The organism is Paraburkholderia fungorum, assembly GCF_046026025.1.
Taxonomy (GTDB): domain Bacteria; phylum Pseudomonadota; class Gammaproteobacteria; order Burkholderiales; family Burkholderiaceae; genus Paraburkholderia; species Paraburkholderia fungorum_E.
The window spans coordinates 1-15,241 of the sequence record NZ_JAQQFL010000021.1; the positions used below are offsets into that span (position 1 = coordinate 1).

Here is a 15,241-nt window from a genome sequence, read left to right on the forward strand (position 1 = left end):
TGGACCGTATTGCTCAATGAGACTTGCGGGGGTCATTGATGCTCCTCTTCTTACCGTTAGAATGCTTTTTTCGGGATCGTATTGTGGGCGATGGTCTGCGGCACTGCAACCCGATGAGCAGAGATTAGCACGATCGTTCTATTTCCGTGATACGGTATGACCCGCAGGGACGGTCTTGCCGCATCTGTCAATCGCGTCTGTAACAACAACCGAACAAGGGAACGACAATGGGCCGTTCGATCAATCTGGAAGGCAAGGTCGCGCTGATCACCGGCGCCTCGAGCGGGTTGGGGAAGCGCTTTGCTCAGGTATTGTCGCAGGCCGGCGCCAAGGTCGTGCTGGCAAGCCGCCGCACCGAGCGTCTGAAGGAATTACGCGCCGAGATCGAGGCCGCTGGCGGCGCGGCGCATGTTGTCTCGCTTGACGTCACAGATTATCAGAGCATCAAATCGGCCGTTGCTCACGCGGAAACCGAGGCAGGCACGATCGATATTCTGGTGAACAACTCCGGCGTGTCGACTACGCAGAAGCTTTCGGAAGTCACGCCGGCCGACTTCGAATACGTGTTCGATACGAACACGCGCGGCGCGTTCTTCGTCGCCCAGGAAGTCGCCAAACGCATGATCATGCGCGGCAATAGTGCGCAGAAGCCGTCATACCGGATCATCAATATCGCGTCGATGGCGGGTTTGCGGGTGCTGCCGCAGATCGGCCTGTACTCGATGAGCAAGGCCGCCGTCGTCCATATGACGAAAGCCATGGCGCTGGAGTGGGGCAAGCACGGCATCAACGTGAACGCCATCTGCCCGGGTTATATCGACACCGAGATCAACCATCATCACTGGTCGACCGAGCAGGGGCAGAAGCTGGTGTCGCTGCTGCCGCGTCATCGGGTCGGCAAGCCGGAGGATCTGGACGGGCTGTTGCTGCTGCTGGCGGCCGACGAATCGCAGTTCATCAATGGCTCGGTGATTGCCGCCGACGACGGATTCGGGCTCGCCTGAACGCGCACACTGCCCGTCAGAAAACTGCCCGCATCCGCCTGCTTGTCATGTTTTCGCCGGCTCACGGGCCGGTTTCACCCTCGTTTCAACCGTTAAAGAAGTACGATGAGCGATTTTCACGCAGTTTTTGAGATGTCGATGCCGATCCGTTGGGGCGACATGGACGCATTCGGCCATGTGAACAACACGGTCTATTTCCGTTACATGGAGCAGGTGCGGATTTCCTGGTTCGAACAACTGGGCCTGGCCGGCAGCAACGCCGACGGGCAGGGGCCGGTGATCGTCAATGCATCGAAGGAGTTTCTCAAGCAGTTGCACTATCCCGGCGACGTGATCGGCCGGATGGCCGTGGCGACGCCTGGACGCAGCAGCTTTGACACGGGGTTCGAGCTCGTACGCGCCGACGATCCGGACACGGTCTATGCCCGTGGCGCGGCGCGCTGCGTCTGGATCGACTATGCCGCCGGCAAGTCGGTGCCGGTTCCGGACAGGCTGCGCGAGACCATCGAGCGCGCGGCGCTGGTTAAGGCGGCCTGACCAAAGCGGGGTTTGATCGCCCCGTCAATGTCCGAGCAAACGCTGCAATAGCTCGGTCGCGTTCCCCGTATCGTATTTGCGCATCAGCCGCGCGCGGTAGACATCGACCGTGCGCGGGCTGATATCCAGCACGCGCCCAATCTGCTTGCTGGTCTTGCCCGTCACCAGTTGCGCGGCGATTTCCCGTTCGCGCGGCGTCAGTTCAATCGCCACGCGCCGCGTCGCGCTCAAATCCTCGAATGTCCACACGCCGGCGGCATGCGCGTCGGCGCGTTGCTGCGCGCGGCCTGTTACGTGGCACCAGAACAATTCCCCGTTGGCCCGCTTCATGATCCGGTCGTCCGCATAACTGCCTTGCGCGGTCATGATGGGCGTAATCCGCGCGCCGATCCGCTCGAATTCGTCGGTCGACGGGTATAGCACCTGGAACGACTGGCCGAGCAGCGCCTCGCGCGAGTAGCCGAATATGGACGCCAGCTCGTTGTTGCAGTCTTCAATGATCCGTTCGCGCGACAGCACGAGTCCGATCGGGGCGAGGTGAAATGCGGTTTGGTAATCCAGTGCGGGCATGGGCTGGCGGCAAGTACTTATGTATTTTTGCGTATTGTGCCGTATGGCGCGCCCAGCGTACTCTTTCGGGCACATGACAACGCGGCGAAGCATCCGCGGCGGGCATTGGCGCGAGGCATGACAAGCTGGGCGCAGAGCTGGCCGCGGATGACTAGAATGACATGTCGGGCGCTTGCCCACTCTCCGTCATATCGAAGTCGCAACGATCCGGATTACGGTTTCGGGTTTCCATAAAGGAAGGGACATACTGATGAACAAGGTCTATCCAGGCGCCGAGGAGGCGCTGAAAGACATCGTCAAGGACGGGCAGACGTTTGCCGTCGGCGGTTTCGGGCTGTGCGGCATTCCCGAGGCGCTGATCGCGGCGCTGCGCGATTCGAAGGTGCAGGGCATCACCTGCATCAGCAACAATGCGGGCGTCGACGGTTTTGGCCTCGGTCTGTTGCTCGAAACGCGCCAGGTCAAGAAGATGATCTCGTCGTACGTGGGCGAGAACAAGGAGTTCGAGCGCCAGTACCTGGCCGGCGAACTCGAGCTGGAGTTCACGCCGCAAGGCACGCTCGCCGAGAAGCTGCGCGCGGGCGGCTCGGGCATTCCGGCGTTCTTCACGAACACCGGCTACGGCACGCTGATCGCCGAGGGCAAGGAAACCCGCCAGTTCGGCGAGAATCACTATGTGCTCGAACATTCGCTGACGGCCGACGTCGCGTTGGTCAAGGCGTGGAAAGCTGACAAATCGGGCAACCTGATCTATCGCCGCACGGCGCGCAACTTCAACCCGATGTGCGCGATGGCCGGCAAGATCACCGTCGCGGAAGTCGAGGAAATCGTGGAAGTGGGCGAACTCGATCCGGACGCGATTCACACGCCGGGCATTTTCGTGCAGCGCATTGTGCTCAATGCGCATCCGGAAAAACGCATTGAACAACGCGTCGTCCGCGCGAAAGGAGCCTGATCATGGCATGGACTCGTGACGAAATGGCCGCGCGCGCGGCGAAGGAATTGCAGGACGGTTTCTATGTGAACCTCGGTATCGGCTTGCCAACGCTGGTGGCGAACCATGTGCCGGCGGGCGTCGAAGTGTGGCTGCAGTCGGAAAACGGCCTGCTTGGCATCGGCCCGTCGCCGACCGAAGAAGAAGTGGATGCCGACCTGATCAATGCCGGCAAGCAGACGGTGACCACGCTGCCGGGCTCGTCGATTTTCTCGTCGGCGGATTCGTTCGCGATGATTCGCGGCGGCCACATCAACCTGGCGATTCTGGGCGCGATGCAGATCAGCAGGAAGGGCGATCTGGCCAACTGGATGATCCCCGGCAAGATGATCAAGGGCATGGGCGGCGCGATGGATCTGGTTGCGGGCGTCAAGCGCGTGGTGGTGCTGATGGAACATGTCGCGAAAGGCGATCAGCACAAGATCCTCGAAGAATGCACGTTGCCGTTGACGGGCGTGGGCGTGGTCGATCAGATCATCACGGACCTCGGCGTAATCGAAGTCACGGAAGACGGTCTGAAATTGACGGAACTGGCGCCGGGTGTCAGCGTCGAGGAAATCAAGGCGAAGACGGGTGCGCCGCTGGATGTCAGCGCGGTGAGCTGAGGTTTGTTGAGCCGCCTTCGGTTCCGGTCTTCATGACCGGCACGTGGCGGCAAGGCAGGATCCGAAGCGGGCGAGGCGTGAGTCTCGCCCGCTTTGTTTTGGTGCCGGATGTTCGCTCCATGGCTGTGTAAGTCCCGGGTCGTCTTATGACGTTTGGCCGATCCTTGCCGCGCGGCAAAGCGGTTTACAATCTTTCGAAGATTGAACGCTTATTGATCCCTGCTGTGCCGAGGCCGAATCCGCAGCGCTTTTGCAAGGAACCCAGATGACCGAAACCTCCGCTTCCGCCGTCGAGCGGGTCACGCCGCGTCAACGTTATGTGCAGTGCGCAAGCGCCGGTGGCTTGCATCGTATTGCCTATACCGAATGGGGTGATCCGGCCAATCCGCGTGTGCTGCTGTGCGTGCACGGCTTGACACGCTCCGGGCGCGATTTCGACCGCCTGGCGGCGGAATTTGCCGGCACTTACCGGGTGGTGTGTCCGGATGTAGCGGGGCGGGGCTTGTCTTCGTGGCTCGCGAATCCCAACTTCTACAGCGTGCCGCAGTATGTTGCCGACATGGTCACGTTGATTGCGCGCCTGAACGTCGAAACTGTCGACTGGTTCGGTACCTCGATGGGCGGTCTCATCGGGCTTGCGCTGGCCGGTCTGCCGGAAACGCCGATCCGCAAGATGCTGCTGAACGACGTCGGTCCGCATCTGGAACCGGTGGCCGTGCAGCGTATCGGCGATTACCTCGGTAAGCCCGTGCGTTTCGAGTCGCTGCAACAGGGCATCGATTACGCCGCGTTGCTTGCGCAAACCTTCGGTCCGCTCACGCCTGAGGAGTGGCACGAGATCAATACGCCGCTTTTGCACGAGCAGGACGGTGGATGGGTGTTCCGCTACGACCCGCGGATCGCACAGCCGTTTGCCGCGACAACCGAAGAGGCAACCAAACTCGGCGAGGCCGCCCTTTGGCATTCGCTGGCGGCGTTTCAGGGGCCGGTGCTGGTGGTGCGCGGCGAGCAATCGGATCTGCTTTCTCGCGAGACCGTCGCGAAGATGATCGAAACGGGGCACGCCGTATCGAGCGCGGAGATCGCGGGCGTCGGGCATGCGCCAGCGTTTCTGTCGCCTGATCAGATCGGCCTCGCGCGGCAGTTCTTCATCGGGCAGGCCGCTGACGCGTCATAATATAGGGTTGCAGGCGTTGCCCTTTCGTCTCTGATCGGGCGCAATGCGCAACGCATTTTCGATCAACTTTCAACCAAACTCAGGATTCTTCATGGCAGTCATTCGTCATCACGTCGGCAAGCGCCTCTCGGAAACCGCCGTTTACAACGGCACCGTGTACCTCGCAGGCCAGATCGCCGAAGACGCGGATCAGGACATCACGGGTCAGACGCGCGAAGTGCTCGGCCACATCGACCGTCTGCTGGCTGAAGTGAACAGCGACAAGTCGCACTTGCTGTCCGTGCAGATTTACATCTCGGACATGGTGCATTTCGCCGGCATGAACGCAGTGTGGGACGAGTGGGTCGCCCAAGGCGCCACGCCGCCGCGCGCTACCGTGGAAGCGAAGCTCGCGAACCCGAAATGCCTCGTCGAAATCGTGGTGGTCGCGGCTCAGCGCGATTGAGCCTGACCAAGGCTGACTGAGCCCCGTCTTGCAGTTGTTGAAATTCCGTTGATCCGTCTGGCCCGGTGGGCCGCCGCACCATGACTACCGAAATCGTTACGAGCACGCCTACTCCCATCCCTTCTTTCGACGAAGCGATGGCGTTCGTGCGCGAACATGCGGGTGAGGTGCGGCTTTCGTCCGGCGAGTTGCTGGCCGATCACGCGGCAGGTACCGCGTCGATCATGCGCACGCTCAATGTCGATCCGCCGGCGGTGCTGGCGGCGGCCCTGTTTGCGCTAACGCCGCATCTGCGAGAGCCGGAGCGTGTGATCGCCGACAACTTCGGGGAAGAAGTCGCACAGCTGGTTGGCGATGTGCGCAAGTTGCTGCGCCTCGGTACGGTGAGCTTGCGTGCCGCGCAAAATGCGATGCCGGAAGCAGGGCGCGATGCACAGGCCGCGCGCCGCGCGCAGGTCGAGGCGCTGCGCAAGATGTTGCTTGCTTTTGCGCAAGACATTCGGGTGGTGCTCATTCGGCTCGCGTCGCGGTTGCAATCGCTGCGTTACTACGCGGCGGCGAAAATCACGCCGTCGCCCGACGTCGCGCGCGAGACGCTCGATATTTACGCGCCGCTCGCCAACCGTCTCGGCATCTGGCAACTGAAATGGGAGCTCGAGGATCTCGCGCTCCGTTTCGAAGAGCCGGTCACTTACAAGCGCATCGCCAAGCTGCTCGACGAGAAACGCGTCGAGCGCGAGAGTTATGTTGCGCAGGCGATCGAGCGGCTGCAGCGGGAGTTGGCCGCGGCGAATGTAGAGGCCGAAGTCAGCGGCCGGCCCAAACATATTTACAGCATCTGGCGCAAGATGCGCGGCAAGGATCTGGACTTTGCCGAACTGTACGACGTGCGCGCGTTTCGCGTGATTGTGCCGGACATCAAGGATTGCTACACGGTGCTCGGCATCGTGCACAACCTGTGGCAGCCCGTGCCGAAAGAGTTTGACGACTATATCTCGCGGCCGAAGCCGAACGGCTATAAATCGCTGCACACGGTGGTGATCGGCGACGACGGCCGCGCGTTCGAAGTGCAGATCCGCACCCAGGAAATGCATCAGTTCGCCGAGTACGGTGTGGCGGCACACTGGCGCTACAAGGAAGCGGGCGCCCGCGGCTACGGCGGCCAGTTCAGCGCCAATGAGAAGTACGACGAGAAGATTGCGTGGTTGCGTCAGTTGCTCGCGTGGAAAGACGACGTTTCAGAGGGCGAACATGGCGAGAAGCGCGCCGCGCAGCCATGGGAGCAACTGCGTCAGGCTACGCTCGACGACGACCACATCTATGTGCTCACGCCGCAAGCGCGCGTGATTCCATTGCCGCACGGCGCGACACCGGTGGACTTTGCGTATCACCTGCATAGCGAGCTGGGGCATCGCTGCCGCGGCGCGCGTGTTGACGGTGCCATGGTGCCGCTCAACACGCCGCTGCAGAACGGTCAGACCGTCGAGATCGTCGCGGTGAAAGAGGGCGGGCCGTCGCGTGACTGGCTCAATCCACAACTCGGCTATTTGCAGAGCCATCGGGCGCGCCAGAAAGTGCGCGCGTGGTTCAACGCGGTCGAAGTGCAGGAGCACATCGCGAGCGGCCGTGCGATGGTCGAAAAGACCTTGCAGCGCGAGGGCAAGACGTCGGTCAATCTCGATCAGCTCGCCGCCAAGCTCGGTTTCAAAACCACCGACGATCTGTTCTCGGTGGTCGGCAAGGAAGAGTTCAGCCTGCGGCTCGTCGAGCAGGCGCTGCACGACGCGCCGCCGCCCGAGCCTGTGGTCGAGGCACCGGAACAGTTCGAGAAACGCAGTAGCGGCGCAAGCGTCGCCCGTGGGGCGTCCACGGGTGTGCTGGTGGTCGGCGTCGACGCGTTGCTCACCCAACTCGCGCGCTGTTGCCGTCCTGCACCGCCCGACGACATCAGCGGCTTCGTCACGCGTGGCAAGGGCATGTCGGTGCATCGCAGCGATTGCCCGACCTTCCTGCGCATGGCCGATCGCGCGCCGGAGCGAGTGTTGCAAACCGCATGGTCGGCCGATGTCATGAGCGGGCGCGGGCAATCGGTCTATCCTGTCGACCTCAGCATCGAGGCGACGGATCGGCAAGGCCTGCTGCGCGATATTTCGGAAGTTTTCGCGCGCGAGAAAATGAACGTAATCGGCGTGAAAACGCAATCGCGCCGTAACGCTGCGTTCATGCAATTCACCGTCGAGGTATCGAGCGCGGCGCAGATTCAACGCGCGTGCGCGTTGCTCGGCGAAGTGACCGGCGTGATGCGCGCTTCACGCAAGAGTTGACGCTTGGGCGCGGCGGCGGGTTGCCGGCAGGCATCCATTCGATGCGCCAGAGCGTGTGAATAGAAATTTAAAGTCGATGCATAAAAGTACTTGCCAAGCAGTGTGGCGCTCCATATAATCTCGTTTCTTCAGGCTCGTAGCTCAGCTGGTTAGAGCACCACCTTGACATGGTGGGGGTCGTTGGTTCGAGTCCAATCGAGCCTACCAACGAAAGAGAAATTCCGGTTTTACCGGGGTTTCGCAAACTGCAGTAAGCGCTTCGGCGCAAAAGGCAAATACGGTTATGGCACCGCGAACGTTGACCGAAACTACTTCGGAGCGACGCTAGTCGAGGACCACTTTCGCCACTGTAGTTAGCAGAAAATGTGAATGCGGCCCCTCGAAAGCGGGGCCGCATTTTTTTTGGCTTTTTTGACCTGGTTGTACATGCCGCCGCCGGTCGGCACCACGGAGAGCACAATGGTTTCGATACGTCTGCCTGACGGTTCTGTTCGACAGTACGAGCATCCGGTGACCGTCGCCGAAGTGGCCGCCTCGATCGGCCCCGGCCTCGCGAAGGCCGCGCTCGGCGGCAAGATCGACGGCGAACTCGTCGATACGTCCACGCTGATCGATCACGACGTGGCGCTTGCCATCGTCACTGAGAAAGACGCAGACGGCCTCGATATCATTCGCCACTCCACGGCGCACTTGCTTGCGTACGCGGTGAAGGATCTGTTCCCGCAAGCGCAGGTTACGATCGGCCCGGTGATCGACAACGGCTTTTACTACGACTTCGCGTATAGCCGCCCTTTCACGCCGGAAGATCTCGAGAAGATCGAGAAGCGCATGCAGGAACTCGCGAAGAAAGACGAGCCGGTCTCGCGCCGCGTGGTGTCGCGCGACGAAGCCGTGGACTACTTCAAGAGCATCGGCGAAAAGTACAAGGCCGAGATCATCGAATCGATTCCGGCTAGCGACGAAATCAAGCTTTACTCGCATGGCAGCTTCACCGATCTGTGCCGTGGCCCGCACGTGCCGTCCACCGGCAAGCTGAAGGTCTTCAAGCTGATGAAGCTGGCCGGCGCTTATTGGCGCGGCGACTCGAAGAACGAGCAGTTGCAGCGCATCTACGGTACGGCCTGGACGAAGAAGGAAGACCAGGAAGCGTATCTGCACATGCTCGAAGAGGCGGAAAAGCGCGATCACCGCAAGCTCGGCAAGCAACTCGATCTGTTCCACATGCAAGACGAATCGCCGGGCATGGTGTTCTGGCATCCGCGTGGCTGGACGCTGTGGCAGCAGGTCGAGCAGTACATGCGCCGCCGCGTGAACGACGCCGGCTACCTCGAAATCAAGACGCCGATGATCATGGACCGCTCGCTCTGGGAAGCGTCGGGCCACTGGCAGAACTATCGTGAAAACATGTTCACGACGGAATCGGAAAAGCGCGACTACGCGATCAAGCCGATGAACTGCCCTGGTCACGTGCAGGTATTCAACCACGGTCTGCGCTCGTATCGCGATCTGCCGCTGCGTTACGCGGAGTTCGGCTCGTGTCACCGCAACGAATCGTCGGGCGCGCTGCATGGCTTGATGCGCGTGCGCGGTTTCGTGCAGGACGACGCGCACATTTTCTGTACCGAAGACCAGTTCATCAGCGAATCGATCGCGTTCAACACGCTCGCGATGAGCGTCTACAAGGATTTCGGCTTCGATAACGTCGAAATCAAGCTGTCGCTGCGCCCGGATTCACGTGCCGGCACCGATGAGACGTGGGATCGTGCCGAACAGGGTCTGCGCGACGCGCTGACGGCGTGCGGCGTGACGTGGGAAGAGCTGCAGGGTGAGGGTGCGTTCTATGGCCCGAAGGTCGAATACCACATCAAGGACGCGCTCGGCCGATCGTGGCAGTGCGGCACGTTGCAGCTCGATATGGTGCTGCCGGAGCGCCTGGGCGCCGAATACGTCGCTGAAGACAATAGCCGCCGCCGCCCGATCATGCTGCACCGGGCAATCGTCGGATCAATGGAACGTTTTCTCGGTATTCTGATCGAGCACCATGCTGGTGCAATGCCGTCATGGCTCGCGCCGATGCAGGTTGTGGTGATGAATATCGCGGAAAGTCAGACCGAATATGCGCAGTCTTTAGCCCAATCGTTGCAAAAACAAGGGGTTAGAGTAGAGGCCGATTTGCGCAACGAGAAGATTAGCTATAAAATACGCGAGCACACGCTAGAAAAGGTGCCGTACCTACTCGTGGTCGGCGACAAAGAGCGTGAAGCCCAAACGGTAGCCGTGCGTGCCCGTGGTGGTGTCGATCTAGGCGTGATGCCTCTCGATACCTTCATTGAGCGTCTGCGCCAGGACGTGCAGTCGTTCAACTGAGCCACTTGGCAGCCCGGCTCGTTTTTTTAATTTTTAGAGGAAACGTAACATCGCTACTGATAAGTCTGCGCACCGCATCAACGGTGAGATTACAGCACCCGAGGTGCGTCTGGTCGGAGTCGAGAACGAACCGCTCGGCATCGTGAAACTCGCTGATGCGTTCCGCATGTCGGAACAGCAAGATGTGGATCTGGTCGAAATCGCTCCGCAAGCGGTCCCGCCGGTCTGCCGTTTGATGGATTACGGCAAGTTCAAGTACTCGGAAGCGAAGAAGCAGCACGAGGCCAAGCTCAAGCAGAAGGTTGTCCAGGTCAAGGAAGTCAAATTCCGCCCGGGTACCGATGACGGCGATTACAACGTCAAGCTGCGCAACCTCATCCGCTTCCTCGATGACGGCGACAAGACGAAAATCACGTTACGTTTCCGTGGCCGCGAAATGGCTCACCAGGAAATCGGTATGCGGGTGCTTGAGCGCCTGCGCACGGACCTTGACGAAGTCGGTCAGGTCGAGCAGATGCCGAAAATGGAAGGTCGCCAGATGATCATGGTGATCGCGCCGAAGAAAAAGAAGTAAGCGATTGGAGCAGCGGCGCGCCGTGTGGCGCGTGCTCCGGTTGTGAAAGATTGAAGGGTGCTGTGCCGGGTGTCCGGCGCGGTATCAGCAGGTTTCGGATCGGTGCCTACGCAAGTGGGTGCTGTGTTCTGAAAAGCGGCTGCCGGCGGTATCGGCGGTCTGCATACCAAGTGGAATGGGTTTCGAAGGGCGGGTAATGGCCATCTGGCCGACCGCACACCCATATCCATCTAATAATGGAGTTGTCATGCCGAAGATGAAGACCAAGAAGAGTGCTGCAAAGCGCTTCGTGGTGCGTCCGGGCGGTACCGTCAAGCGCGGTCAAGCCTTCAAGCGCCACATTCTTACCAAGAAGACCACCAAGAACAAACGCCATTTGCGCGGTTCGACGGCAGTTCATGATGCAGATATGAACTCCGTGCGCGCAATGTTGCCGTTCGCTTAACCCTTAACCGACACTCATAGGAGCAAGATATGCCTCGAGTAAAACGTGGGGTTACCGCACGGGCCCGTCACAAGAAGATCATCAAGCTGGCCAAGGGTTACCGCGGCCGTCGCAATAACGTCTATCGCATCGCCAAGCAGGCGGTCATGCGCGCAGGCCAATACGCCTACCGCGATCGCCGCAACAAGAAGCGTGTGTTCCGTGCATTGTGGATCACGCGTATCAACGCGGCGGTGCGTCAGCACGACATGACGTACAGCGTGTTCATCAACGGCCTGAAGAAGGCTTCGATCGAACTCGACCGCAAGGTGCTGGCCGACATGGCTGTGTTCGACAAGGCTGCTTTTGCTGCGATCGTTCAGCAGGTGAAAGCCGCCGTTGCAGCCTGATTGCGCTTTGGGCAATTAAACTGCGTGGTTCGTTGCAGCGAACATCCGGTAGTCTCGGTGACGCTGCAACAAAAACGGGGCTCCTCACCGAGCCCCGTTTTTGTTGGTAGAACCAGTTTTGCTTTCGATTGAACACTGACGTTGAAATGATGGGATCAATGGATCTGGACCAGATTGTCGCCGACGCGCAAAAAGCCTTCGCAGAAGCCTCCGACGTCACCACCCTCGAGAACGAGAAAGCCCGCTTTCTCGGCAAATCGGGTGCGCTGACCGAGCTGTTGAAGGGACTTGGCAAACTCGATCCCGAAACGCGCAAGACCGAAGGCGCACGGATCAACCTCGTCAAGCAACAAGTGGAAGCCGCATTGACGGCCCGCCGTCAGGCGCTGGCCGACGCGTTGCTGAATCAGCGCCTCGCCGCTGAAGCCATCGACGTTACGCTGCCCGGCCGCGGCACCGGTGCAGGCAGCCTGCACCCGGTGATGCGCACATGGGAGCGTGTCGAACAGATTTTCCGGTCGATCGGATTCGACGTGGCCGACGGCCCCGAGATCGAAACCGACTGGTACAACTTTACCTCGCTGAACAGCCCGGAAAACCACCCGGCGCGTTCGATGCAGGACACTTTCTACGTCGACGGCAAAGATGCCGACGGCCGTCAGTTGCTGCTGCGCACCCACACCAGCCCGATGCAGGTGCGTTACGCGCGTACCAACACGCCGCCGATCAAGGTGATCGTGCCCGGCCGCACGTATCGTGTGGACAGCGATGCCACGCACTCGCCGATGTTCAACCAGGTTGAAGGCCTGTGGATCGACGAGAACATCAGCTTCGCGGACCTGAAGGGTGTCTACTCCGACTTCCTCAAGAAATTCTTCGAACGCGACGATATTCAGGTGCGCTTCCGTCCGTCGTACTTTCCGTTCACCGAACCGTCGGCTGAAATCGACATGCTGTTCGAAACGGGTAAGAACGCCGGCAAGTGGCTCGAAATTTCGGGCTCCGGCCAGGTTCACCCCACGGTGATCCGCAACATGGGCCTCGACCCCGAGCGCTACATCGGCTTTGCTTTCGGCAGCGGCCTCGAGCGGCTCACCATGTTGCGTTATGGCGTGCAAGACCTGCGTCTGTTCTTCGAAAACGACCTGCGTTTCCTGCGTCAATTCGCGTGAACCGGCGCGTACGAACGCGACTAGCATAGAGCGCGGCACCGCACGCAGTGCGTGCCGCCAGCAGCGTCCCCGGCAGAGCCCAATGAATCAATGGGCCGCTTGCCGGACGTGGACCTAACCTGATCAGAACGACCACAGAACCATGCAATTCCCGGAATCCTGGCTGAGAACCTTTGTCGATCCGCAACTGACGACCGATGAGCTGTCGCACGCGTTGACGATGGCGGGTCTCGAAGTCGAAGACCTGCGGCCGGCCGCGCCGCCGACCTCGAAGATCGTCGTCGGCCAGGTGCTGGAAGTCGTCAAGCACCCGGACGCGGATAAGCTCAACGTATGTCAGGTCGACGCCGGCACGGGCGCGACGCTGAACATCGTGTGTGGTGCGCCGAATGTCGCGCCGGGCATCAAGGTGCCGGTTGCGCTGGTTGGCGCGCAACTGCCGCCGGCCGAAGAGGGCGGCACACCCTTCGAGATCAAGCTCTCGAAGCTGCGCGGCGTGGAAAGTCAGGGCATGTTGTGCTCCGCACGCGAGCTGAAGCTCTCGGAAGATCATAGCGGCCTGATGATCCTGCCGGAAGCTACGCCGATCGGCCAGGACATCCGCGCAACGCTCAATCTCGATGACACCGTTTTCGAAATCAAGCTGACGCCGAACAAGGCGGATTGCCTGTCGGTGTTCGGCGTGGCGCGCGAGACCTCGGCCATCACCGGTGCACCGCTGCGTCCGCTTGAGATCAAGCCGGTCGAAGTGAAGCTCAACGAAACATTGCCCGTCAAAATCTCGGCGCCCGATCTGTGCGGCCGTTTTTCGGGCCGAGTGATTCGCGGCGTGAATGCGCGCGCGAAGTCGCCGCAATGGATGGTGCAGCGTCTCGAGCGTTCGGGTCAGCGCAGCATTTCCGCGCTCGTGGACATCTCGAACTATGTGATGCTCGAACTCGGCCGCCCGTCGCACGTGTTCGATCTGGACAAGATCCACGGCGGCATGGACGTGCGTTGGGGCCGCAAGGGCGAAACGCTCAAGCTGTTGAACGGCAACACCGTCGAACTCGATGAAACTGTCGGCGTGATCGCCGATGAACAGCACATCGAAAGCCTCGCCGGCATCATGGGCGGCGACAGCACGGCCGTCACGCTCGATACTACCAACATCTATCTCGAAGCCGCCTTCTGGTGGCCGGACAGCATTCGCGGCCGCTCGCGCAAGTACAACTTCTCGACCGATGCGGGTCATCGTTTCGAACGTGGCGTCGACTATGCGACCACCGTCGAGCACATCGAACGCATCACGCAACTGATCCTCGATATCTGCGGCGGCGAAGCCGGTCCGGTCGACGATCAGATCGTCAATGTGCCGAAGCGCGAGCCGGTGAAGATGCGTGTCTCGCGTGCGAACCGCATCATCGGTATCAAGATCGATGCGGACGAAATCGCGCAGATCTTCACGCGCCTCGGGCTCAGCTTCGAACGTGACGGCGATACGTTCTCGGTGATGCCGCCGTCGTACCGTTTCGATATCGAAATCGAAGAAGACCTGATCGAAGAAGTCGCGCGTATCTACGGCTTCGAGAAGATCCCCGCACGCCCGCCGGTCGCGACCAGCGAAATGCTGCCGACCAACGAAACGCAGCGCTCGATCCACGTGATCCGCCATGCGCTCGCCGCGCGCGATTACGCGGAAACGGTCAACTTCAGTTTCGTCGATGCCGAGTGGGAGCAGGACTTTGCCGGCAACGACACGCCGGTACGTCTGTTGAATCCGATTGCGAGCCAGTTGTCGGTCATGCGCACTACGCTGTTCGGTAGCCTGATCAATGTGTTGCGCACCAACCTGAACCGTCGCGCGGCCGATCGCGTACGCGTGTTCGAAGCCGGCCGTGTGTTCCTGCACGATCCGTCGATCAAGGCAGGCGAGTTGGCGGTCGAAGGTTTCGCGCAACCGAAGATGATCGGCGGCCTCGCCTACGGTCCCGCGCTCGAAGAGCAATGGGGCGCGCAAACGCGCGCGGTCGACTACTTCGACGTGAAGGGCGATCTGGAAGCCGTGCTCGCGCCGGCTGTGGCAAGCTTCGTGAAAGCAGAGCATCCGGCATTGCATCCGGGCCGCAGCGCGCGTATAGAACTGAATGGCCGCGCAGTAGGCTGGATTGGCGAATTGCATCCGCGCTGGATGCAAAAATATGATTTACCGCATGCGCCGATTCTGTTTGAAGTCGAAGCGGAAGCATTAATGCAGCGCGTATTGCCGACTCCGGCAGACGTGTCTAAATTCCCGCCGGTGCGTCGCGATATTGCGGTAGTCGTCGATCAGAAAATCGAGGTTCAGGCGTTGCTGGATGAGCTTCAGAAGGCTCAGTCCGAAGCGGCCTGCAAGACTGTTCAGAAGGTTGCGCTTTTCGACGAATTCCGTCCAAAATCAAACACTTCCGGTGGTCTGGCTGCTCACGAGAAAAGCCTTGCGTTCCGTGTGACCTTGCAAGATACTGGCGGGACCCTTCAGGATGAAACGGTCGATCTGGCCATTCAAACTCTGGTGGAACGTCTGGCTCGAGTATATGGCGCACGGTTGCGTGGATAACCCGCATTTAACGTTTGCACGGCATTTTTTCGCAACCTCCGTTTCTGCTTGGCGCGCCAT

The 15,241-nt window shown here is 60.4% G+C and carries 14 protein-coding genes and 1 tRNA gene; 14 read left to right on the top strand and 1 reads right to left on the bottom strand.

The genetic code is table 11. From position 1 onward, the window contains the following. The first annotated feature begins 227 nt into the window (after window positions 1–227). Window positions 228–1,004 carry an SDR family oxidoreductase gene (locus PQR67_RS22155; RefSeq protein ID WP_408464014.1) on the top strand — a complete coding sequence of 259 codons (777 nt, stop codon included), beginning with the start codon at window positions 228–230 and terminating at the stop codon, window positions 1,002–1,004. A gap of 105 nt (window positions 1,005–1,109) precedes the next feature. Further along, window positions 1,110–1,541, top strand: a complete 432-nt coding sequence (locus PQR67_RS22160; RefSeq protein ID WP_408464017.1) for an acyl-CoA thioesterase — start codon at window positions 1,110–1,112, stop codon at window positions 1,539–1,541. Between the two features lie 24 nt (window positions 1,542–1,565). On the opposite strand, the gene PQR67_RS22165 is transcribed toward PQR67_RS22160, so the two are convergent. Then, window positions 1,566–2,111 (bottom strand): LuxR C-terminal-related transcriptional regulator, encoded by a 546-nt coding sequence (locus PQR67_RS22165; protein WP_408464020.1) that lies wholly within the window; start codon window positions 2,109–2,111, stop codon window positions 1,566–1,568. 250 nt (window positions 2,112–2,361) lie between these two features. Between PQR67_RS22165 and PQR67_RS22170 the strand changes: the two genes are divergently transcribed. The 12 genes from PQR67_RS22170 (at window position 2,362) to pheT (ending at window position 15,181) form a co-directional block, all read left to right on the top strand. Beyond that, window positions 2,362–3,066, top strand: coding sequence for a CoA transferase subunit A (locus tag PQR67_RS22170; protein ID WP_408464023.1), 705 nt, complete (start codon window positions 2,362–2,364; stop codon window positions 3,064–3,066). Window positions 3,067–3,068: 2 nt separating this feature from the next. Continuing rightward, a complete protein-coding gene (locus tag PQR67_RS22175) occupies window positions 3,069–3,710 on the top strand; it encodes a CoA transferase subunit B (RefSeq protein ID WP_408464026.1) in 642 nt (213 codons plus the stop codon). Between the two features lie 265 nt (window positions 3,711–3,975). After that, the gene (locus PQR67_RS22180; RefSeq protein WP_408464029.1) at window positions 3,976–4,887 is read left to right on the top strand and encodes an alpha/beta fold hydrolase; all 912 of its coding nucleotides are present in this window, start codon (window positions 3,976–3,978) and stop codon (window positions 4,885–4,887) included. A 91-nt stretch (window positions 4,888–4,978) separates the two neighbouring features. Next, on the top strand, window positions 4,979–5,332 hold the full coding sequence (locus tag PQR67_RS22185; protein WP_120345975.1) for a RidA family protein: 354 nt from the start codon (window positions 4,979–4,981) through the stop codon (window positions 5,330–5,332). An 80-nt stretch (window positions 5,333–5,412) separates the two neighbouring features. Continuing rightward, a complete protein-coding gene (locus tag PQR67_RS22190; protein WP_408464032.1) occupies window positions 5,413–7,656 on the top strand; it encodes a RelA/SpoT family protein in 2,244 nt (747 codons plus the stop codon). Between the two features lie 130 nt (window positions 7,657–7,786). Continuing rightward, a tRNA-Val gene (locus PQR67_RS22195) sits at window positions 7,787–7,863 on the top strand. A gap of 252 nt (window positions 7,864–8,115) precedes the next feature. Further along, on the top strand, window positions 8,116–10,023 hold the full coding sequence (gene thrS, locus PQR67_RS22200) for a threonine--tRNA ligase (protein WP_408464035.1): 1,908 nt from the start codon (window positions 8,116–8,118) through the stop codon (window positions 10,021–10,023). Window positions 10,024–10,072: 49 nt separating this feature from the next. Next, a complete protein-coding gene (gene infC, locus PQR67_RS22205; protein ID WP_325044246.1) occupies window positions 10,073–10,597 on the top strand; it encodes a translation initiation factor IF-3 in 525 nt (174 codons plus the stop codon). A 247-nt stretch (window positions 10,598–10,844) separates the two neighbouring features. Beyond that, window positions 10,845–11,042 (top strand): 50S ribosomal protein L35, encoded by a 198-nt coding sequence (rpmI, locus tag PQR67_RS22210; RefSeq protein WP_012433738.1) that lies wholly within the window; start codon window positions 10,845–10,847, stop codon window positions 11,040–11,042. A gap of 29 nt (window positions 11,043–11,071) precedes the next feature. Then, on the top strand, window positions 11,072–11,431 hold the full coding sequence (gene rplT / locus PQR67_RS22215) for a 50S ribosomal protein L20 (RefSeq protein WP_006052502.1): 360 nt from the start codon (window positions 11,072–11,074) through the stop codon (window positions 11,429–11,431). Between the two features lie 158 nt (window positions 11,432–11,589). Then, window positions 11,590–12,603, top strand: a complete 1,014-nt coding sequence (gene pheS, locus PQR67_RS22220) for a phenylalanine--tRNA ligase subunit alpha (protein ID WP_074282769.1) — start codon at window positions 11,590–11,592, stop codon at window positions 12,601–12,603. A 142-nt stretch (window positions 12,604–12,745) separates the two neighbouring features. Next, on the top strand, window positions 12,746–15,181 hold the full coding sequence (pheT, locus tag PQR67_RS22225; protein WP_408464038.1) for a phenylalanine--tRNA ligase subunit beta: 2,436 nt from the start codon (window positions 12,746–12,748) through the stop codon (window positions 15,179–15,181). Window positions 15,182–15,241: the final 60 nt, after the last annotated feature.